This is a genomic window from Chitinophaga sp. (assembly GCF_039596455.1).
GTDB lineage: Bacteria > Bacteroidota > Bacteroidia > Chitinophagales > Chitinophagaceae > Chitinophaga.
In genome coordinates this window covers 358,465-380,616 of sequence record NZ_JBCNJR010000003.1, presented here as the reverse complement: position 1 = coordinate 380,616, position 22,152 = coordinate 358,465, and the positions used below count along the sequence as shown (strand labels likewise).

Below are 22,152 nucleotides of genomic sequence, written 5' to 3'. Positions count from 1 at the left end.
GGAAAGGGCAAAAGGGGAGGGAGGGGTATAAAAGAAAAGCACCCCGGGGGTACCGAGGTGCTTTATGCTACAGTTTGTAAATCCGATCTTACATGGCCGGAGCTGCAGGCGCAGAAGGAGCGGGCTTTTTAGCCGGAGCTTTCTTCTTGGGAGCGGCCTTTTTAGCAGCAGCTTTCTTTTTAGGAGCAGCTTTCTTAGCAGCGGCTTTCTTTTTAGGAGCAGCTTTCTTAGCAGCAGCTTTCTTTTTAGGAGCAGCTTTCTTAGCAGCGGCCTTCTTTTTAGGAGCAGCTTTCTTGGCAGCGGCTTTTTTAGGAGCAGCTTTCTTAGCAGCAGCTTTTTTCTTGGGAGCGGCTTTTTTAGGAGCAGCTTTCTTAGCAGCAGCTTTCTTTTTAGGAGCAGCGGCTTTTTTCTTAGGTGCAGCTTTTTTAGCAGCAGCTTTCTTAATTGTTGCCATTGTTTTTTGAATTTTGGGTTAGTAATTAAAATTGGGTATTAAAAAAAACTTTATGGCAAACACTACACTTAGGCTTCCGCCTGTGCAGTGGTGTCAAATGATTTTACGGAAACAAAGGTTTTGTTTTCACGACCTTTCCGGAACTCCACAACACCATCGGTCAGCGCGTAGATGGTAAAATCTTTACCGATGCCTACGTTAGACCCTGCGTGATAAACTGTACCTCTCTGGCGGATAATGATATTGCCAGCTACTGCCACCTGGCCACCGAAGATCTTAACGCCCAGCCTTTTGCTTTGGGAATCGCGACCGTTCTTTACGCTACCTTCACCTTTTTTATGTGCCATTGTATTTGTTACTTTATAACTTTAGTCAATATAAATTTAAGCAATTTCGTTGATCTTGATCTTGGTAAAATGAGTACGGTGACCCACTTTCTTTCTGAAGCCTTTTCTTCTCTTCATTTTGAAAGCGATCACTTTATCACCTTGAACATGACCCAGGATCTCCGCCTTAATCACTGATTTTACATCAGTACCTACGGTAACCTTACCGTCGTTGTCGGTCAGCAGAACTTCTGCAAATTCTACTTTATCTCCAACATTTCCAGTCAGTTGTTGCACAAAGATCTCCTGATCTTTCTGTACCTTGAACTGCTGACCTGCGATTTTTACAACTGCGAACATAATATTCCAAAAATAATTTCCTGCAAAGGTATTACTTTGTTTTTTAATCAACAAAGAATTTAATACTTTTTTGCAGTATGGCACCCGGGCAGGGGCAAACATCCTATTGAAAAATAGCTTTTTACATATCAAAGATACGGAGTTTTTAGAATTTTAGTTTTTTTTAACAATTGTTTAGCATCCCCGGAGTACCGGTATTTTAACCTTCTCCCGCCTTCATGCCGCGCCAATGGCCCATTGCGGCCGGTTTTAAAAACTGTGATCTTGCGTACATTTTTTATACTTTTGTTTTTTACGATTATCCATTAAAAACAGGGGCATGAAGTTTAAATCACTGCTGGCCAAACCATTTGCTTCCATCATAGCGAATAAGGTGAAGAAGGAAATGCTGAGGGCGGTAGAAGACCAGGAAGAGATCTGGCAAGATTTGATGAAGACGGGCAGGAAAACAGAGTTCGGAAAAGACCATCATTTTGGCGACATTACCTCCTATGAAGCCTTCAAACAGGCGGTGCCCATACGGGATTACGAGCAATTCAGGCCTTACATCGATAAAATCAAGGAAGGAAAGCACAATATACTCTGGAAGGGGCAGCCTATCTATTTTGCCAAAACTTCCGGTACTACCAGCGGGGTGAAATACATTCCCATCACCAAGGAGTCTGTAGACCATCACTTTAACACCTCCCGCAACGCGGTGTTCATGAACGTGGTGGAAACAGGAGATTCCAGCGCTTTTGACGGCAAGCTCATTTTCCTTTCCGGCTCCCCGGAACTGGAAAGGGTAGGGGGCATCCCCACCGGCCGCCTCAGCGGCATTGCCAACCACCAGATACCGCGCTACCTGCGCACCAATCAATTGCCCACCTACGAAACCAATTGTATAGAAGACTGGGAAACGAAGCTGGGCAAGATAGTGGACGAAACCATCCAGCAAGACATGCGGCTGATCAGCGGCATTCCGCCATGGATGCAGATGTACTTTGACCAGCTGATAGCCCGGAGCGGCAAGCCCATCGGTGAGCTGTTCCCTAATTTCAATCTGCTGGTGCACGGCGGCGTCAACTTTGAGCCCTACAAAGCCAAACTGTTTGATTCCATCGGCCGGAAAGTAACCACCATTGAAACTTTCCCGGCTTCCGAAGGCTTTTTTGCCTACCAGGACTCCCAGGAGCATGAAGGCCTGCTGTTGAACACCAACGCCGGCATTTTCTTCGAATTTGTGCCCGCCGCGGAGATATTTAACGAAAATCCCACCCGGCTTACGCTCAAAGAAGTGCAAACCGGTGTGAATTATGCCCTGATAGTGAGCACTAACGCGGGTTTATGGGCTTATAATATAGGGGACACCGTGAAGTTTGTGTCTACCAACCCCTACCGCATTGTAGTGACCGGCCGTACCAAACACTTTATCTCCGCCTTCGGGGAGCACGTGATAGGGGAAGAGGTAGAGCAGAGCCTGATGGGCGTGGCAGACACCAGCGGAGTGCGCATCACGGAGTTTACCGTGGCCCCGCGCATACAGGTAAACGGCGAGCTGCCCTACCATGAGTGGTTCGTGGAGTTTGAGCAGGTGCCGGCAGACCTTTCCGGCTTTGCCCTGCAGGTAGACGGGCAGCTGCGGAACCGCAACATTTATTATGATGATCTGTTAACCGGTAATATATTGCAACCTTTAAAGATAAGGCCGGTGAGGAAGAACGGCTTTATTGACTACATGAAATCCATCGGTAAACTGGGCGGGCAGAATAAGGTGCCCCGCCTGAGCAACGACCGCCATATCGCAGACGAATTAGGAAATTACCTGGACGGGCGCTGAAAACACACCGCCCTGTTCCCGGCCTCCCCGCCAGCACAGCGGGCCGGCCGGTTTCCGCACGCATAATTGAAAAAACCTTTAAATTTAATCACAGGAGACATTCTGTTTGATCATGAGTAAGAAACGTATTGGTATATTTGGTTCTACCGGCTCCATAGGCCGGCAGGCGCTGGAAGTGATTGCCGCGCACCCTGACAGGTTTGAGGTAGAAGTGCTCACCGCGCAGCAGAATGCAGACCTGTTGATAGAGCAGGCCTTGCTTTTTTCACCAAATGCCGTGGTAATTGGAGACGAGAGCAAGTACGCCGCAGTAAAAGATGTTTTATTTGACAAAGGCATAAAAGTGTTTGCCGGCCCCTCCGCCATGGTGGAAGTGGCCGCCTGGGAGTCTGTAGACCTGATGCTGGCCGCCATAGTGGGCTTTGCCGGCCTGGCGCCCACCCTCTCCGCACTGGAGCAGGGTACGCCGGTGGCGCTGGCCAACAAGGAAACGCTGGTAGTGGCGGGAGACATTGTGATGGCCACCGCCCGCCGCAAGAACGTACCCATCATTCCGGTAGATTCGGAGCATTCCGCTATTTTCCAATGCCTGCTGGGAGAACCGGCCAGGGTGGAGAAAGTGATTTTGACGGCTTCAGGGGGACCCTTCCTGGGCAAGAAAACCAATTTCCTGATCAATGTGAAAAAAGACCATGCCCTGCAGCACCCTAACTGGAGCATGGGCGCCAAGATCAGCATAGACTCCGCTACCCTCATGAACAAGGGGCTGGAAATGATCGAGGCCAAATGGCTCTTTGGCCTGGAGGCAGAGCAGATCGAAGTGGTGATCCACCCCCAGTCCATCATCCATTCCATGGTGCAGTTTACGGATGGCTCCCTGAAAGCCCAGATGGGCCTGCCGGATATGAAACTGCCCATCCAGTATGCCATGGGGTACCCAGACCGTTTGTCCAACGATTTTCCCCGGTTTTCTTTCAAGAATTACCCCTCGCTGACTTTTGAGCAGCCTGATATCAAAACATTCCGTAACCTTGCCATTGCCACGGAGGTTTTGAAAAAAGGAGGCAACGCCGCCTGTGTCATGAATGCCGCCAACGAAGAAGTAGTGAACGCATTTTTAAAGAACCGCATCGGTTTCCTGCAAATGACGGAGGTAATAGAAGAAACACTGGTCAAAATTCCTTTCATGGAAAAACCGACCTTACAGCATTATTATGAGGCGGATACCGCTGCCCGTGAACATGCCGCAGAACTCATCCATAGCCTGATTTAAACACAGTTAAACAAAATATAAGTATACATCCAACAAATACATGGAAACATCGGAAATATTGATCAAAGCAGGACAGTTGTTGCTGTCGTTGTCGATTTTGGTAGTCCTGCATGAAATGGGGCACTTTATCCCGGCCAAACTGTTCAAAACCAAAGTGGAGAAATTCTACCTGTTTTTCGACCCCTGGTTTTCCCTTTTCAAATTCAAAAAGGGCGAAACAGAATATGGCGTAGGCTGGCTGCCCCTGGGCGGTTACGTGAAAATATCCGGCATGATAGACGAGAGCATGGACAAGGAGCAGATGGCCCAGCCGCCGCAGCCCTGGGAGTTCCGTTCCAAACCGGCCTGGCAGCGTCTCATCATCATGATCGGCGGGGTAACCGTCAACCTGATACTGGGTTTCCTGATCTATACCATGATACTGTGGTACTGGGGCAAACAATACCTGCCCATCGAAAACGTGAAATACGGCATTGTGGCTGATTCCCTGGCCCAGAGCATTGGCCTCCGGGATGGAGACAAAATTCTGGCCGCAGACAACAAGCCCATTGAAAGCTTCGAATATATTACCCGTGATGTGATCCTGAACGAAGCCAAGGTGATACAGGTGGAAAGAGACGGCCAGCAGGTGAACGTGCCCATCCCGAAAGGGTTTGTGAACAAAACCATCAAACGCAAGGCCTCTATTGTATACCCCCGCCTCGTAGCGCAGCTGGACACCGTGTTTCAGGACAAGCCAGGCTTTGCCGCGGGCATGCGCCAGGGAGACAAGGTGCTGAGCTTTAACGATACCACCGTGCAGTACTATCACGACCTGGTGAAAATGATCCGCAGAGACACAGGCAAAGCCGTGAACATCACCCTGCTCAGAGGAGCGGATACCGTGCGCATCAATACCACCGTACCCACCCAGGGCGGCTTCGGCGTGGGCGCGCTGCCCAACAAACAGCTGGACATCGTTACCCGCCACTATTCTTTCGGCCAGGCCATCCCCGCCGGTTTTGAAGAAGCCATTAGCACGCTGGTACGGTACGTACAGCAGATACGGCTGATATTTGTGTCTGAAGAAGTAAAAGCCAGCGAGTCCCTCGGCGGTTTTATGACCATTGGCAGCCTGTTCCCCTCTGAGTGGGACTGGCAAAGCTTCTGGCAGCTGACGGCCCTGCTGAGCATCATATTGGCGTTCATGAACATACTGCCCATTCCGGCATTGGACGGCGGGCACGTGGTGTTCCTGACCTACGAGATGATCACCGGCCGCAAACCCAGTGAAAAGTTCATGGAATACGCGCAGATAGTGGGTATGGTAATACTGTTCGGCTTACTGCTGTATGCCAACGGTCTGGACATCTGGCGCTGGATTTCGGATAAATTTTAGTATCTTTGCGGTTGCAAAATACGGGGCCGACCGGTTTTGACAGCATAGGTCTTTGAAAGTGTAAGCATGCCGTGCGTTGGATAATTAGCACGTAAATCTGAATACCCAAACTTTAATTGGCGAATCTAACTACGCCATGGCTGCCTAATCAGATTAGGTACCCATTATAGCCGCCGGGGATGTGGCCCGTTACGCCCCCCGCCGCTGAATCAAAACCATAGCGGGATAGGTACACATGGTTTCTGTGAGTGTGTAATGAAAATCTTAACGGATACGGACGAGGTTGGTTTGTTCTGCCCCTGCCAAGTTCCGACAACCTAATGCAGAAATAAGCATGTAGAAAGCTTTTGGGGAATATGTTTGGACGCGGGTTCGACTCCCGCCGGTTCCACTAAGGGGAATGGGTTACCGTTCCCCTTATTTTTTTGAGTAAAAAAACCTCAACTCGCCTGCAACCTCAATTCCCCCACCTGCTGGTAATTCTTCCGATACGTTTTAGGCTGGCAGCCTTTAAACTTCCTGAACTGCCGGTAAAAAAAAGACACACTTTCAAAGCCTGAGGCATAACAGATCTCGCTGATCTGCATGTCTGTTTCTATCAATAGCTTGCAGGCCCTGTTGATCCGGTATTCATTCAGAAATTCAAAGAACGGTTTTTTCATCACCTTGCTGAAGAACCGTGAGAAATATTTCTCGCTCATGTTGACCCGGCTGGATATTTCAGACAAGGATACCTGCTGCAGGTAATGAGATTGAATATAATCATAGATCACGTTGATCCTTGCATTGTCTGTCCGGTTCAATGCGCCCGTAAACCCCTGCGGGCAAAGAAAACGGAATTGGGCACTCCGTGCCAGCTCCTGCAATATCTCCATCACAATGATCATCTTTTCAAAAGCCGGCGCTTTAAGCAGGCGCAGAAATTTCGGTTTCAGCTGCAGCGCTTTTTCCCGGTCTACCGCAATGCCCTTGTTCGTTTCTGCCAGTAAACCGGCAATGGCCTTGAATTCTATGCTTTGCATCCAGCTTTCATTCAGAAAATCTTCTTTCAGGTAGATCACGATGGCAGTGGCCGGCTCATCTTCTTCTCTGCAGCTTTGCCAGGTATGCGGAAGGTTTGAGCCCAGCAATACAAGATCATCACAATAAAAATTCTCCGTGCTGTTACCCACGTGGCGAACACCATGGCTGCTCAATATGTACGTGATCTCCGGTTCGGGATGATAATGCCACGGATAGTCGAATTGTTTGTTGCTTTCCTGCAGCTCTATTTTGAAGAGACTGGACTCTGATGAGATTGGCTTAAAGTGCGGCTTCATGTTCTTAATATACATGAATTTGTACTGATTATGCCGGCTTTTTTTTATTTGAGTGCGAAATAGAGGAATAAAATAGCAATTTAGGACACTTTGCCTGTCCATCTACGGAGCAACCACTAAATAGGATACAAAATAGGCGAAATGGTGTAGACCTGTGGAAAAAGAGGAAATTATTTTTGTAAGCAACAACCAAAATTACGCAATTCTATCAGCTAACTACGCAAATCAACTACTATGAACTTCTGCTCATTTAATTTGCAGGTAATAGGGAAAGTCATTCCGTTACAGATCTTGCTGCTCTTCCTTTTTGCCCGTGCCATTGCACAAGATAAGGTGACCATTTCCGGCACTGTAACGGACGGGCAGGCCATGATGCCTAATGTATCCATTCAGATTAAAGGAACAAATCTTGGGACCACCACCACGGAGACCGGCAGATTCAGCATACAGGCGTCCAGAGGACAGGAGCTTGTTTTTTCATTTCTGGGGTATGATAAACAGACGGTCGTTGTTGGAGACCAGACAACGCTGAACATCGTACTTGTCCAGTCCGCCAATCAGACACTGAACGATGTAGTGGTGGTAGGTTACGGTACAAAGAAAAAAGTATCTGTAACGGCCGCCATTTCTACGCTGAAAGGAGCGGAAGTGGCTTCGGTGCCGGTAGCAAACCTGAGCAACAGCCTGGGTGGCCGTGTTTCCGGTGTTATTGTGAAGCAGGGATCAGGAGAGCCGGGAAAAGACGGCTCAAACATTTACGTGAGGGGCATTTCTTCAACGGGTGCAAATCAGCCGCTAATGATCGTAGACGGTATTCCCCGTCCTTTTCAGCAGCTCGATCCCAATTCCATTGAAACGTTCACCGTGTTGAAAGACGCGGCCGCCGTAGCGCCGTACGGCGTTGCAGGGGCAAATGGCGTAATACTTGTCACAACCAAACGCGGCAAAACAGGTGCGCCAACACTAAGCTATAACGGGTATGCAGGTTTTCAGAACCCGGTGGTGCTGCCTGACTTCGTGAACTCTTATCAATATGCCACCTTGCGGAATGCGGCTGCTGTAAATGAAGGGCTGCCGGAACCTTACTCCGCTTCAGACCTTCAGAAGTTCCAGGACGGGTCAGATCCGGATGCCTATCCTACATTTAAAGACATCTGGGGTACCATCACCAACAAGAACGCCATTCTTACCAATCATAATATTGAGATATCCGGCGGAACTGACCGGGTAAAATACTACGCGGGCCTGGGCTACCAGTTCCAGGAAGGCATGTGGGCGGCCACCAATTCAAGAAGGTTCAACCTTACCCTGAACCTTGACGCGCAGGTGACCAATACCACAAAGGTGTCGCTGAACGTGAACGGCCGGCAGCAAAAGAACATGTACCCGCAGATCACTACGGGCCGTTTGTTTGAGCTGATCGGTTACCTGCACCCGCTGTACGGGCCGTTGAAATTCAGCAACGGAATGAACGGCACCTTCCTCACCGGCAGCCTCTTCAACAGCGGCTATCAGAAGATCAATTCCACCGCGCTTTTTTCACAGCTGTCTGTAGAGCAGCAAATCCCCTTCATTCCCGGCCTGAAGCTGAGAGGCACAATTGCCTACGACCCGGCCCATACAATGAACAAACTCTGGGTATTGCCGGTACATAAGGCCAGCATCGATGTGTCCCAAACGCCATATGTGATCAAAGACGGCATATGGGGGCAGCAGAAGCCGTCTCTCAGCCAGAATTACACCAACGAATACCAGCTTACCTACCAGGCGGGGCTGAACTATGATAACACCTTCGGCAAACATCACGTAAGCGTGCTCGGGCTTTTTGAGGCCAAGAGCAATGATGTTGAAACGCTTGGTGCGGACAGGCGGAACTATAACCTGACCATAGACGAGATCAATCTCGGCAGTTCCAGCCAGGCTGATATGAGCACCCGCGGCAGCTCCAGCCAGGCCAGGCAGATGGGCCTCGTGTACCGCGTGGCGTATGATTACGCGCAGAAATATTTGCTGGAAGCAAGCGGCCGTTACGATGGCAGCTATTTTTTCCCGCCAGACCAGCGTTACGGCTTTTTCCCCGCATTTTCCGTGGGCTGGCGCCTGTCTGAGGAAAATTTCCTCAAGGATAAGCTGAGCTGGCTGGACAACCTGAAGATCAGGGCTTCTTACGGCGAAGTGGGCGCACTGGCTGGCACTCCTTTCCAGTATATGAGCACATACAACGTGCTTGGAACAAATTATGTGCTGGGCGGCAGTGCCGTGCAGGGCATCCGGGAAAGGGCCGAGCCTAACCCTTACATCACCTGGGAGCGGGCAAAGAAAACGGACGTGGGGCTGGAGGCTAATTTCTGGGGCGGCCTGCTCAATTTCGAGATCGATTATTTCTACGAGAAACGTTCCAACATGCTCGTGAACCCCGATGTGGTAGTGCCGGCGGAATACGGTGTGGGACTGAGCCAGGTGAATGCGGGCGTGATGGAAAACAGGGGCGTAGACTTCTCGATCAGTTCTTTTTACCGTGTTTCGGACGATCTGGAGATATCGCTTGGCGCCAACATGACTTACGCGAAGAATAAAGTGCTGCAGATATTCGAAACCTCTACCACTTACAACAACCCCAACCGCCGGGTAACAGGAAGACCCCTGGGTACGCAGTTCGGCTTCCAGTCGCTCGGATATTTCCAGGAAAGCGATTTTGACGCCAACGGTAACCTGAATCCGGGCATAGCCGTACAGCCCTGGGGCGCCGTAAAGCCGGGAGACATCCGGTATGCTGACCTCAACGGAGACAAAAAGATCAACGATGACGACCTCACCGTGATAGGAGACCCCACCGCCGCACCAAGGATCATTTACGGCTTTTCACCTTCGGTGAAATATAAGGCCTTCTCGCTGGACCTCCTCTTCCAGGGCGCCGCAAAAACCAACTGGTATTATCACGGCTCGTCTATCATGCCATTCTGGGAAACCATGCTTCCTTATGTTCACAATTTCGATTACTGGACGCCGGAGAATCCGAATGCCGCCTATCCCAGGCTCACCTCTGCACCAACGGTCAACAACTCGCAAACATCTTCTTTCTGGATGGGAGATGCCAGCTACCTGCGCCTGAAAAGCGCTACACTGGCCTACACCATTCCCTCCGCCATTATGAAGAAGATCAGGATGCAAAGCATAAGAGTGTTCTTGTCCGGACAAAACATTTTTACCTGGACCAAGCTGATCAACTACGATCCTGAAATTGGGCCGAACGACTCGTGGATACCGAACGGAAGCTGGGGGTATCCCAACCAGAGAGTCTTCTCCGTAGGCGCTAACGTAACATTCTAATCAGAAAAAAAATTTGGTATGAACAATCCATTCCTGAAATTATCCATGAGGGTGCTCCTGATAGGCATGCTTTCACTTTCATTCCATTCCTGCAATAAATTCCTGGACGTGGTGCCTAAAGACCAGGTGACGGATGAAACGCTCTGGTCCAGCACAGCCAATGCAGACCTGTTCCTGAACGACGTTTATGCGTCCGTTCCTTCCCTGCTCACCGGCGATCCCTGGGAAAACTTTTCGGACAATTCCATGAACGGGCAGGCCGGCCGTGTAAGCACCAACATTTACGGCCCATCCATTTATACGCCGAGCAACGCACCCAGTCAATGGGGCCTTTACACCGCCATCCGGAAAGCCAACCTGTTCATCAAGAACGTAACAGCATCAACGCTGGAGGCGGACTGGAAGAAAGTGAGGCTGGCGGAAGCCCGTTTTCTGCGCGCATATTTTTATTCAATTCTCTGGACGTACCATGGCGGTGTGCCGGTGATCACGGATGTGCTCAACCAGAACGAGCAGGGCGATGAGGTGTTCCGTCCACGGAACACTGCGGCCGAAACTTTCGACTTTATTGTGGCCGAATGTACCGCCGCCGCTGCAGATCTGCCGCTGACGGCAGAAACAGGCCGCGCTACATGGGGCGCCGCCATCACCCTGAAAGGTTCCGCAGAGCTGTTCAATGCCGGTGCCTTGCACAACCCCTCCAATGATCTTGCCAGGTGGGAGCAGGCTGCCAAAACGTTCAAGCGTATCATTGATACCGCGCGGTATTCCCTGTTCTCCAATTATAACACCCTCTTCTTCGAAGAGAACAATAACAACGTGGAAGTGATCTTTGCCCGCCAGCACATGGGCGGCACCTCCCTGGCCAATTACCGTGACGGGGAGATCGGGCCGCGGTTCGTGAACGGCGCCCTGACGGGTTGGGGGCATGTGAACCCCACGCAAGACCTGGTAGACGCATATGCCATGGCCAACGGCCTCCCGATAACCGATCCGGCTTCCGGCTACGATGCCCAGAACCCGTATGTTGGCCGTGAAAAAAGATTTTATGAATCTATTGTATACGACGGTTCGCAATGGCTGGGCAGCGAAATGATCATGAAGCAGGGCGTTGGCAGCCTGAACGCAACAGACCTTAATAACAGCAGTATTTCCACCAGAACGGGCTATTACATTCGTAAAGGCATTAACCCGAAATATGCCAGCGCTGGAAATAACCAGAACAGCGCTAACTGGATCATCTACAGGTATGCGGAAGTGTTGCTGAGTTATGCGGAGGCAAGGAATGAAGCTACCGGCCCCGATCAAACTGTGTATGACGCCATCAACCTGATACGCGAGCGGGCGGAGCTGCCCGACCTTCCCGAAGGGCTCAGCCAGGGCGCCATGCGCACCGCCATTCACCGGGAAAGAAGGGTAGAGCTGGCATTTGAGGAAAAACGCCTGCCTGACCTGTTAAGGCTGCGCCTGGCGGAAGTGGTGCTGAACGGTGCTGTGCATGCCATGAAAATTGAAAAAGTGGGAGACAAGTGGACGTACACCATCGTTCCGGCAGGCGGCGGCACAAAAGTTTTCAATGCTGCGAAAAATTATTTCCTCCCTATTCCGCAATCCGCCATCGACAAGAACAATCAATTGGTACAGAACCCGAATTATGATTAAAGCACAATATCTCATATGGGGCCTGCTGCTGCCGCAATTGGCGGTGGCGCAGGCGCCGGTGGAAAACCTTGCGGTCAGGATAGATTTTGGCCATACCGCACGGCAACAGCAGGCAAGAACGGTGATACTCAAAGCCGGTTCTCCCGGCCTGCAGATCACGAATATTACAGCGTCAGGAATTGAGCAGAACGACCGGGTTGGCCAGCAGGCATTGCTGCATACGGGGAATGGTGATGTAGACGGACTGACGGCCAGTATCAGCTGGCCCAGGCCTTCCGCGCCGCTGCGGAAGCTGGCGGGCCATCGTGACCGGTATTCGGTGAAAGACGATGCCATGTGGGGCTTCCTCATGGAAAACGGTACCCCCGGTCAGGGGGAAAGGCTGCGAAACGATCCCTGGAACAAGCCAGACGGCCCCCTGCTCGTTGTTCAGCTGGATGCTGAAGGCACGCAGGGCTTTGCTATTTCCCTGGAGCAGCTTGTGCGCCACCGCGCCATGTGGCTGCCGGAACATGATGTTTTTATCACGCTCGCCGGCAAGCCCGTGAGTTTCCGGAAACACCTTGCCTCCCTCAGAGGGAAACGGGTGCTTGACGAAGTGGCCGCGCAGCCGGAGACGTCTCTTGAAAAATTTAAGGAAGCCTGGGAAGACTTCGGCAACCCGCTGGAATGGAAGGCTTCCTGGCAAACGGAGTGGATGGGTACCAAAGGGCATCTCACGGTAATGGCGCCGGCCCATGGCGCTATCTACAAGTTCGCTGTAGACCGCGGCGGAAATGTACGCCCTGATTTTGCTTCACCGCACAAGTTCCGGCTGGACCTCCAATGGGAGGAAAGCAAATGGAAAAAGCAGCGGATATGGAATGGTTTACCTGTTATTGTTACAGACCTTGAAAAAAACGGGCAACAGGCAGAGATCACACAGTTCGTATCGCCGCTGGCAGACCCGTCTGCCGTGGTGCGCGGGTACCTGCCGGGTGTGATGCTCACGCAGGTGAAGCTGTCCGGCAAAAGCGGGCCCGTGCGGTTCGGCCTTTCCCTGGCCGGCCCTGCGGCGGATACGCAGCTGCATGTTTCAAATGCCAGCGGCAACTGGGTGGTAGCAGACAAACGGTCTGGCAACATCCTGTTGTTGCTGCAGGCGGGGCAAGGGCTCTCCGTAGCCGCAGAGGGTGGCGCAAAAGCAACATTGACGGTTACGGGCCATCTGAAGGAAGGGCAAGCTCTTTCGTTCGTAGCGAAGCTGCCTTCTCCCGCTGTAAAAGAAGCCGGCCGGCTAAACACGCTGGAGTTTGCCCCTGCAAAGCAGCAGACGGTGGCATACTGGGAGCGCTGGCTGGCTAAGGGAGCGCAGTTTGAAGTGCCGGAACAGGCCGTGAACGATCTTTTCAGGGCCAGTCTCTGGCATTCTCTTGTGCTGCCGAGACACACTATTGGAACAGATAACGCGCCGCATATGGACCTGCCGTACGCCAATACGGCTTATGGCCAGAAAGATGCAGACTGGCCCATCAACCAGGCTGTGTACGTAGATTATATGATCTACGGCCTGCGGGGGTACGATTCGGTTGCGCAACATGAATTGCTGGCCATGTTCAAAAGCCAGCAACAAAAAGATGGCCGCATCGGGGGCTTTGCCAACTGGGGCGTTTACTCGCCCGCACAGCTATATGCCATCGCGCAAAACTATTTGCTTTCCGCCAACAAGGAGTATTTTGAAGAATTGCTGCCGGCCGCGCTCAAAACGCTGGACTGGTGCCTTGCACAGGTAGAAGCCGCCAACGCCGCCGGCAATACGTCCGGCCTGATCAAGGCGCCGCTCAATGATCTTACCAACGCAGAGCGGGAGTGGGCCTTCACGCAAGCTTATTATGTGGCCGGCCTCGAAATATTCGCAAAAGCGCTGAAGGCCTATCGCCATCCGCGTGCGGAAGCCGTTGCCACCACCGCGGCTAAAATGAAAGCAGACGTGGTGAAGGAGTTCTCTCGCGCCAGCGTATTGTCTCCCGTGGTGCAGGTGGCAGACGGCACCTGGGTGAACTATGTGCCTACAGACGCCATGACGCCACGCCGGCTGATGGACCAGTGGTACCCCACAGATGTAGACTGCGGCCCGCTTCACCTGTCAAGGCTCGGCGTAATAGCGCCGGACAGCTGGCTGACCACCGCCATGCTGCACGATCATGAAGATAATCTCTTCTTCCGCAACCTGGGCGCTGCCAATGAACCGGTATATGTTCAGCAGTCTGCCGTATACCTGCAACGTGACGAACAGAAGGCCGCTATCCGGTCGTTTTACAGCCTGATGGCCTGTGGTTTCTCTCACGAGCAGCTGACCTCCCTGGAGCACCGCTGGGCATGGGGGCAGTACTACGGCCCGCCAAGTACAGACGGCGCATGGTTTGAGCTGTACCGCAACATGCTTGTCCGCGAAACAGGTATGGACACCTTGCTGATCGGGCAGGCTATACCCAGGGCATGGCTCGAAGACGGGAAAAAAATAGCGGTAAAGCAGGCGCCAACTTATTTCGGTCCGCTGAATATGGTCATGGAAAGCCATGTTGCCCAAAACGAGATCGTTACCACGCTGGAGCTTTCGGAAAGAAACCCGCCCCGCATGCTGGTTGTTCGGCTGCGGCATCCGCAGGGCAGCGCCATCCGGTCTGTTACCGTAAACGGGCAGGACTGGAAAAATTTTGACACAAAGAAAGAACTTGTTGTAATACCGGCGCCGGAAGGAAAACGATACACCATTTCGGCCAGGTATTGATCCATCACCATAAATTCAACAATTTTGAAGAGCGTATTCACTACATTCCTCCTGCTGATCAGTTTATATGGAGCAGCGCAGACCGCCAACGTAAGCGTGAAATTCAGGGAAGATGCGGGCCCGATGAATATGGAGAAAATGGCATTGGGGCAGGGCGGCTTGTCGGAAGAACCGATGCTGTCATCCAGGGTCCCGGAGATCAGGGCATTGCATCCCGCCATTATCCGGCTTTTCGTCAGCGAATATTATGACGTGATACCTGAAAAAGGAAGGTATCATTTTACTACGCTGGACAGTACGGTGAACAACATCCTGGAAACCGGCGCCAAACCTTTCATGAGCTTTTGCCTGAAGCCTTCCATATTTTTCCCGGTGGTAGATCATGATATTGTAGAGCCGAATGACTACAAAGCCTGGGAGCAATTTGTACATGACGTGGTAAAACATTTCCTTGACCGCAAGGCCGGTATCACCTACTGGGAAGTTGGCAACGAGGTAGACCTGGGAGAGAGCGGCGGTACGCCCTACCGCTTCAAGCCCGAAAGTTATGTACGGTATTACAGGCACACTGTTGCGGCCATCCGCCGCGCAGACCCGAACGCAAAGGTGGGCGGCCCGGCGCTTGCCTGGTACAAATCGCCCATCCTGCCTGCGTTGCTAGACGCCTGCGCAAAAGAAAAGCTGCCGCTTGATTTTGTTTCCTGGCATCACTACAACAACAGCCCTTACGTTATCCGCGAGCAGATCGACTACGTGAAAAAGCTGATAGCCGGGCATCCCGGCCTGCATCCGGAAACGATCATGAACGAATGGAACATGGACCTTTTCAATCCGCCGCTGGACCCTCGTTTTCAACCTTGTTATGTGGCGGAAACCGTTTGGCAGATGAAGGATGCGGGGCTGGACTGGTCTTGTTACTACCAGATCAGGGACTGGTATGTGAACTATGAAACGTTTGCAAGGTTCTTTTCCCCGAAGGGCACTGCATTCATGACAAGATGGTGGAACCGGCAGGCGCAGTTCAGCGGGCTGATAGACTACCAGAACCAGATAAGGCCTGCCTATTACACTTTCAAGCTGCTGTCCAGGATGGCGGGCAACCGTGTGCCCGTGCAGTCATCTCATAAAAAGGTACATGGGTTTGCTTCGCATGACAGCAAGCTGGAAATGCATAACCTGATGCTCTGGAATTTCTCGGACCAGCCGGTAACCGTCAACCTGAGCCTGGAAGATATGCCGAAAGATATGAGAGCCCGGCATATTATACTGGATGCCACCGGCGCCGGCCTGGAAGAGAACCTCCGTTTGCGGCCCGAACCGTTCAGCAAGCTGGAAAAAGGCACCAGGACATTGACGGTGAAGCTGGAACCCTGGGCAGTGCACTACTGGTCTTTGGAATAGAGTTGAGTATATTGTAAGTACTATGATCATTGATATCCATACACATATTTTCAAAGCCGGCGAAGACTTTGGGCCGGCGCTGCAGGCAGACCTTGCAAGATGCCGCGTAAACCAGGCGGCCTGGGGAGATGTGGAAGAAAGGCACCTGGAAACCACCCGGGCGGCTGATGTAGCCGTAGTATTCGGTTTGCAGGCTTCCGCAACGGGCTGGAACATTCCCAATGAGCGTGTGGCCGCGCATGTAGCCCGTGCGCCGGAGCGGATGTTGTTCTTTGCGTCAATAGACCCGCTGCAGCAAAATTACCGGGAGGAGCTGGAGATGTGCCACCAGGAGCTTGGCGCTACGGGCGTTAAGCTGGCGCCGCTCTACCAGAATGTGCATCCCCTTGACCCGCGTTATTACGACATCTACCGCTATTGTGAAAAGCACGGGCTTCCCATACTTTTTCATGCGGGCACTTCCTTTGTAAGCGGTACCCGGCTGGAATATTCGCGGCCCGCTCATTTTGATGCAGTAGCTGTTGATTTTCCCGGTCTGAAAATGGTGCTTGCGCACCTGGGCCATCCCTGGGAAGGGGAGACCATTGCGGTGATACGCCGCCATGAGAACGTATATGCGGACCTCTCCGCCCTGTACTACAGGCCATGGCAGTTCTACAATTCCATGCGGCTGCTGGTGGAGTACAACGCATCGGAAAAAGTGCTGTTCGGATCGGACTTCCCTTTTACCACCACCGCTAACTCGCTGAAAGGCGTGCGCAGCCTCAACCACATACTGGCCAACAGCGGCCTGCCGGGTATACCGGAAGAAGTAACGGAAGGGATCATCAACAGGGATGCGTTGACGCTGCTGGGCTTGCCGCATCCTTCAAAACGAACGTTATGAACATGCGGGCTTTACAACTGAAAGGGCTGAACGAGCTGGTAATGACGGAGCTGCCGCTGCCGGAGCCGCGCGCGGACGAAGTGCTGGTGCGCACGGGCGCCGCTACCATTTGTACGTCAGACCTGCATGACATCCGCCACAACCCCTTCGGCATCAGGTACCCCAGAACGCTCGGCCATGAAGGGGCGGGCGTAGTGGTGAAAGCGGGCGCAGCCGTTACGCATCTTGCTCCCGGCATGCGCGTGGCGGCCCATCCTGTTGTGTCTTGCGGAAAGTGTGAGGAATGCAGGAGAGGATATGAGCATTTATGTTCGAATATGGGCCACCTGGGGCTGGACAGGGACGGCTGCTTTGCGGAATATTTTGTGCAGCGCGCAGACCGTGTGGTGGCGCTGCCAGACCATATTTCCTTATCACTTGGCGCGCTGCTGGAACCCGTTGCCGTGTGCCTGCAGGCCATTGCAAGGGCCGGAGACGTCAGGGGCCGCCGGGTGCTTATTGTGGGAGACGGGCCGTTCGGGAACATCATTGCCCGGCTGGCACTGCAAGCCGGAGCGGCAAAGGTGGTGGTTGCCGGCCGCTCGCCTTTCCGGCTGAGCAAGATACCCGGCGCTGATATTGTAGAAGATGTTCCTGCAAAATCTGCAGACATTGCCATACTTGCCGTCAGCGCTGCCGAAGCGGTGCAAACCTGCATGCAGGCATTGCGGCCGCGAGGAAGGCTGGTAATATTCAGCAATGTGGTAGCGCCGGTCCCTATCGACCTTTTCACGCTGCATGTTTGCGAACTGGAGATTGCCGGCGCCTGTAATGACGAGAACCGAATAGCGGCATCACTGGAATGCCTGAACAATAAAACATTGACGCTGGAAGAGCTGATCACGCACCGGCTGCCTTTCGAAAACTGGGAGGAAGCGTTCTCCCTGGCGCGGGACGGGCACAACAGGGCGCTGAAAGTAGCCCTCACCTTTGGCCCTGCATCATGAACTTAACAGAGAAAGTATGAAGATTACAAACGTAGAAGCATTTATTCTCCAGTCTCCTTTCGAGATCACACTGCCGGAGAACAGTGATGAAGCAAGAGGCGTAAAACATTGCCTGCTGATAAAGGTCAGTACAGATGAAGGGATCACCGGATGGTCTGACGTGGAAACTTCCCCGCACGTGGCAGAAGCCGCCATAAACGCGCCGGAAAGCGGCGCCGGCATGTTTGAAGGTTTGCGCGCACTGGCCGTCGGGGAAGATCCCTTTGACGTAGAGCGGTTGTGGGACAAGATATACCGCGGTACCATCTATTTCGGAAGGAGGGGCGTAGCCATGCAGGTGCTTTCCGGCTTTGATATTGCCTGTCATGACATCATCGGCAAAGCCGTCGGCAGGCCTGTTCACAAGATACTGGGTGGCGGCCGGCGGGATAAAGTGCGGGCATATGCTTCCACGCTTTTCCGTTCCTCCCCGGATGCCATGAAGCAGGCCTGCGAATTTTATCTGAAGCGCGGCTTTACGGCAGTGAAATTCGGATGGGGAGTGTTTGGGCAGGATTTTAAACGGGATGTCAAACTGGTGGCGGCGGCAAGGGAAACACTGGGGCCGGATACGGCATTGATGATAGACCCGGGATGGATGGTAGACCGCAGCGCTTATGATGCGGTTGAATTGTGCAAGGCGCTGGAGCCTTACAATATATTCTGGCTGGAAGATTTTTTGCATCCTGAAAATTATGACGGGTACGCCAGCGTAAAGGCGGCAGGAGTAAGAACAAGGCTGGCGGCCGGAGAGCAGGAGGCTACGGCCTGGGGCTTCCGGGAGCTGATCAGGCGCGGCCGCATTGATGTGGCCCAGCCAGACCTGTCCCGTTGCGGAGGGTTTACGCAGGCCCGGAAGATCATGTGGGAGGCGGAATGCGCGGGCATAGACGTTTGTCCGCACGCCTGGCTCACAGACCTGTTAACCGCTGCCAGCCTCCACGTGAACGCCGTGCTGCCGCGGTCGCTTTTCCTGGAGTACAACGTCAGCGATAATCCCATGCTGCGCGAGATCATTGAAAACCCCGTGCAGATGGACAAGAACGGCTACATTCCCGTTCCGGACGGCCCGGGCCTGGGAATCGGCATCAATGAAGCTGCTGTTAAAAGATTTTGTGTTAACCTTTAATAAACCGATATGAAAACGATCCTTGCTCAGGAGCTGCTGCCGGAAGAAGCTGCGCTATGGTGGCTTGGACAGGCCGGTTACGTTATCCGGTCCGCCGGGCTCACCATTGCTATTGACCCTTATCTTTCCGATGCCGCAGGCAGAGGCTCCCCGGAATTTTCCCGGCAGTACCCGCCGCCTGTTGCAGCGGAAGAGCTGGAAGCAGACATCTACATCATCACACACGATCATCTTGACCACCTTGACCCGGAAACAATTGCATCCCTGCGGAACAAGGGAAGCGCCCGTTTCGTTGCTCCAAGGCTGGCAGCGCGGAAACTGCCGGCGCTGGGCGTTCCTGCGGAACAGACCATTGTGCTGAACGCCGGGGAAACATGGCGTACGGAAGGCGTGGAAATAACCGGGGTGTTTGCCCTTCCCACCGGTGCGGATGTGCTGGATACCACCGGCTACATCGTCACGTTCGGGAACGGCAGAAGTGTGTACCATACCAGCGATACCCAGTTCCATCCCCTTGTGCTGGCCGCTGCGCCGCATGCGCCTGACCTGATGCTGGTGCCCATCAATGGCAAATGGAACAACCCCGGCCCGGAACAGGCGGCAGAATTTGCAAAGGCCGTACGGCCGAGGTTCGTGATGCCCAACCATTATGATATGATGGCCCTGAACGCTGAAAATCCTGCTGTGTTCAAATGGTGCTGCGAGCAGCAGGGGCTGGGAAGTAACTGCGTGATCGCGGAGCGCATGCAATCGTTTATATGGTCATGATGATGAGCAGCGAAAAAAGAAAACAAATTCGTAACTGACAAAAAACACCGATATGGAAATCTCGCAAAAGCTTTTAACTGACGAAGAAAAATTTAAATGGATAAAAGAAAACCTGTACGTACCGATCATATGTGATGTGCTGGACACACTTGGGTTCCGTAACCAGGCCATGCATCAGCGGCTGCGCCCGCTGGACGGGGAGAACGCCATCATGGTAGGACGGGCCAGAACGTTCCGCTGGATGGAAACGGACTATATTGAAGACGACCCCTACAACCTGGAAATTGAAGCGGTAGATTCGCTGAAGGAAGGGGACGTAGTGGTGCACTCTACAGACTACGCCGGCACAAATGCGCCCTGGGGAGAGCTGATGAGCACCATCGCCAAACGGAACGGCGCCGTTGGCTGCATTTGCGACAGCATGATCAGGGATTGCAAGAAGATAGTGGAAATGAAATTCCCCGTCTTCTACGGCGGCATACGCCCGCTTGACAGCCTGGGGAGAGGACGGGTGATGGCTTACGACGTGCCCGTCAGGTGCGGTGAGGTAGTGGTGAAGCCGGGCGAGCTGATCTTCACGGACTTCGACGGCATCGTGGTAGTACCGCGCGAAGTGGAAGACAAGGTGCTGGCCGTTGCGTATGACAAAGTGAGAAAGGAGAACCAGTCCAGGAACGACCTGCTGAAAGGCGATTCGCTGAGAACAGTGTATGACCGGTATGGTGTACTTTAATCAATATCAATGATGAACATTCTTTGTGTAGCAGCCCATCCGGATGATATAGAGATCCTGTGCGCGGGCACGCTGGCCCGTTACGCGGCCGAAGGGCACCAGGTAACCATGGCGATTTTCACCAGCGGCAATATGGGTGATGCGGTGATCCGCCCGGAAGAACTGGCGGAAATAAGGGAAGAAGAAAGCCGCGCCGCTGCCGGCCTCATCGGCGCAAAGCTGATCTGGGGCGGCGTGATGGACGAGCATGTTTTCCCGGACCGGGAACAGCGGCGCCTGATGATAGATATACTGCGGGAAGCAGACCCTGACGTTATTTTCACCCATTCCCCCAGTGACTATCACCCGGACCATCGTTATGTAGGCCAGCTGGTCTTCGATGCGTATTTCCAGAAAGGGTTGCCGCATATCCCTGATCAGCAGCTGCCCGCCTGCCGCTTCGGGCATGCACAGGTGTATTTCATGGATAACCTGGGCGGTATCGGGTTTCAGCCTACCGAGTATGTTGACATATCTGCTTCTTTCGAGATCAAGAAAAAAATGCTTGCCTGCCATAAAAGCCAGTTCGCCGCCATGCAGCAGCTGGCGTCTACAGACCTGTTCGAAATGATAGACGTGCAGGCCCGCTTCCGTGGAATGGCCGCCGGCTGCCGGTATGCGGAAGGGTTTACCCGGCTGGACGCTTTCCAGCGCGGATTAACCAAGCGGGTGCTGCCATGAACATCAGCGCCGTCAGATGGAACGGCTGGGATGCCGTTCAATGCAGCACCGCCTCCTGTGAGCTGATTGCGGGTATTTCCGCGGGCCCGAGAATACTGTCTCTCCGGTACCGTAACGGAGATAACCTGTTGTATGTAGACAAAAAAGATTTCAGGGTGGGCAGCTGGCGCATTTACGGCGGCCACCGCTTCACCACGGCGCCGGAAAACGACAACAGTTATTTCCCCGACAACGCTCCCTGCAAAGTATCCGTTACCGGCGCTGCCGTGGAAATAGCCGCTCCTCAAAGGCCGGATGGCACCCGTTTGTCACTGGTCATTACAGAAGGCGGTAATGGATTTGACATTGAGCATGTGCTGGACTATCATGGCGCTGCAACCTGGGAAGGAGCGCTGTGGGCCATCACCTGCGTGCCCCGCGCTGCATGTGTGCAGCCTGCGCCTGCAACCGGCCCCGTTCATTTCTGGCCAGGTACCGATCCGGCAGGCTGGGGGGTGGTAAACGGGCGGGTGAGCGTAAAGGAGGGAGATGTCCGCGCCAAAGCGGGATGGTTCATGGAATATCCTGAGCTGATTGCCACGCAGCCAGCCGGCGTACTATCTATCAAAAGTCCCGCTGGCCGGCCGGGAGATGTGTATGTAGATAATGACTGCAATGTAGAGGTTTTTGTGTGCGCGGACTTTACAGAGCTGGAAACGCTCAGCTGCAGACTAACCGTCCATCCGGGCGGGTCTGCCAGGCATTACCAGCAATGGCGGTTATCGGCTTCATCCGCCGTCGATCATTAAATCAAGGAACA

18 protein-coding genes and 1 other RNA gene are annotated in these 22,152 nt (G+C 53.0%); 15 read left to right on the top strand and 4 right to left on the bottom strand.

Translation table 11 applies throughout. From position 1 onward, the window contains the following. Nucleotides 1-88: 88 nt before the first annotated feature. From ABDW36_RS14315 to rplU, 3 genes are all read right to left on the bottom strand, one after another. The gene (locus ABDW36_RS14315; RefSeq protein ID WP_343702594.1) at nt 89-454 is read right to left on the bottom strand and encodes a hypothetical protein; all 366 of its coding nucleotides are present in this window, start codon (nt 452-454) and stop codon (nt 89-91) included. A gap of 68 nt (nt 455-522) precedes the next feature. Next, the gene (gene rpmA / locus ABDW36_RS14310) at nt 523-801 is read right to left on the bottom strand and encodes a 50S ribosomal protein L27 (protein WP_119075733.1); all 279 of its coding nucleotides are present in this window, start codon (nt 799-801) and stop codon (nt 523-525) included. A 36-nt stretch (nt 802-837) separates the two neighbouring features. Continuing rightward, a complete protein-coding gene (gene rplU / locus ABDW36_RS14305) occupies nt 838-1,242 on the bottom strand; it encodes a 50S ribosomal protein L21 (RefSeq protein ID WP_343702593.1) in 405 nt (134 codons plus the stop codon). 217 nt (nt 1,243-1,459) lie between these two features. On the opposite strand from rplU, the gene ABDW36_RS14300 reads away from it, so the two are divergent. From ABDW36_RS14300 to ssrA, 4 genes are all read left to right on the top strand, one after another. Further along, nucleotides 1,460-2,959: a GH3 auxin-responsive promoter family protein gene (locus ABDW36_RS14300; RefSeq protein WP_343702592.1), complete on the top strand. Its 1,500-nt coding sequence runs from the start codon at nt 1,460-1,462 to the stop codon at nt 2,957-2,959. A gap of 112 nt (nt 2,960-3,071) precedes the next feature. Then, the gene (locus tag ABDW36_RS14295; protein WP_343702591.1) at nt 3,072-4,232 is read left to right on the top strand and encodes a 1-deoxy-D-xylulose-5-phosphate reductoisomerase; all 1,161 of its coding nucleotides are present in this window, start codon (nt 3,072-3,074) and stop codon (nt 4,230-4,232) included. A 40-nt stretch (nt 4,233-4,272) separates the two neighbouring features. Further along, a complete protein-coding gene (rseP, locus tag ABDW36_RS14290) occupies nt 4,273-5,610 on the top strand; it encodes an RIP metalloprotease RseP (RefSeq protein ID WP_343702590.1) in 1,338 nt (445 codons plus the stop codon). Nucleotides 5,611-5,632: 22 nt separating this feature from the next. Beyond that, nucleotides 5,633-6,004, top strand: a transfer-messenger RNA (tmRNA) gene (gene ssrA, locus ABDW36_RS14285). Nucleotides 6,005-6,050: 46 nt separating this feature from the next. On the opposite strand, the gene ABDW36_RS14280 is transcribed toward ssrA, so the two are convergent. Continuing rightward, entirely contained in the window at nt 6,051-6,929 is an 879-nt protein-coding gene (locus tag ABDW36_RS14280; RefSeq protein ID WP_343702589.1) for an AraC family transcriptional regulator, read from the bottom strand. 234 nt (nt 6,930-7,163) lie between these two features. Between ABDW36_RS14280 and ABDW36_RS14275 the strand changes: the two genes are divergently transcribed. Genes ABDW36_RS14275 through ABDW36_RS14225 form a run of 11 tightly spaced genes read left to right on the top strand, consistent with a single transcriptional unit; the run spans nt 7,164 to nt 22,141 of the window. Then, nucleotides 7,164-10,259 (top strand): TonB-dependent receptor, encoded by a 3,096-nt coding sequence (locus ABDW36_RS14275; protein ID WP_343702588.1) that lies wholly within the window; start codon nt 7,164-7,166, stop codon nt 10,257-10,259. An 18-nt stretch (nt 10,260-10,277) separates the two neighbouring features. Then, a complete protein-coding gene (locus tag ABDW36_RS14270) occupies nt 10,278-11,921 on the top strand; it encodes a RagB/SusD family nutrient uptake outer membrane protein (RefSeq protein WP_343702587.1) in 1,644 nt (547 codons plus the stop codon). Next, complete coding sequence (locus tag ABDW36_RS14265; RefSeq protein WP_343702586.1) at nt 11,914-14,691, top strand: hypothetical protein; 2,778 nt, start codon at nt 11,914-11,916, stop codon at nt 14,689-14,691. Before ABDW36_RS14270 ends, ABDW36_RS14265 begins: the two co-directional genes overlap by 8 nt. Nucleotides 14,692-14,715: 24 nt before the next feature. After that, complete coding sequence (locus ABDW36_RS14260) at nt 14,716-16,092, top strand: hypothetical protein (RefSeq protein WP_343702585.1); 1,377 nt, start codon at nt 14,716-14,718, stop codon at nt 16,090-16,092. 22 nt (nt 16,093-16,114) lie between these two features. Further along, complete coding sequence (locus ABDW36_RS14255) at nt 16,115-16,978, top strand: amidohydrolase family protein (protein WP_343702584.1); 864 nt, start codon at nt 16,115-16,117, stop codon at nt 16,976-16,978. 2 nt (nt 16,979-16,980) lie between these two features. Then, nucleotides 16,981-17,964, top strand: coding sequence for an alcohol dehydrogenase catalytic domain-containing protein (locus ABDW36_RS14250; RefSeq protein ID WP_343702583.1), 984 nt, complete (start codon nt 16,981-16,983; stop codon nt 17,962-17,964). Nucleotides 17,965-17,980: 16 nt separating this feature from the next. Continuing rightward, the gene (locus ABDW36_RS14245) at nt 17,981-19,132 is read left to right on the top strand and encodes a mandelate racemase/muconate lactonizing enzyme family protein (RefSeq protein WP_343702582.1); all 1,152 of its coding nucleotides are present in this window, start codon (nt 17,981-17,983) and stop codon (nt 19,130-19,132) included. A gap of 9 nt (nt 19,133-19,141) precedes the next feature. After that, complete coding sequence (locus ABDW36_RS14240; protein ID WP_343702581.1) at nt 19,142-19,900, top strand: MBL fold metallo-hydrolase; 759 nt, start codon at nt 19,142-19,144, stop codon at nt 19,898-19,900. Nucleotides 19,901-19,952: 52 nt separating this feature from the next. Further along, nucleotides 19,953-20,633, top strand: coding sequence for an RraA family protein (locus ABDW36_RS14235; RefSeq protein ID WP_343702580.1), 681 nt, complete (start codon nt 19,953-19,955; stop codon nt 20,631-20,633). 9 nt (nt 20,634-20,642) lie between these two features. Further along, nucleotides 20,643-21,353 carry a PIG-L family deacetylase gene (locus ABDW36_RS14230; RefSeq protein WP_343702579.1) on the top strand — a complete coding sequence of 237 codons (711 nt, stop codon included), beginning with the start codon at nt 20,643-20,645 and terminating at the stop codon, nt 21,351-21,353. After that, nucleotides 21,350-22,141, top strand: a complete 792-nt coding sequence (locus ABDW36_RS14225; protein WP_343702578.1) for a hypothetical protein — start codon at nt 21,350-21,352, stop codon at nt 22,139-22,141. Before ABDW36_RS14230 ends, ABDW36_RS14225 begins: the two co-directional genes overlap by 4 nt. Nucleotides 22,142-22,152 lie beyond the last annotated feature (11 nt).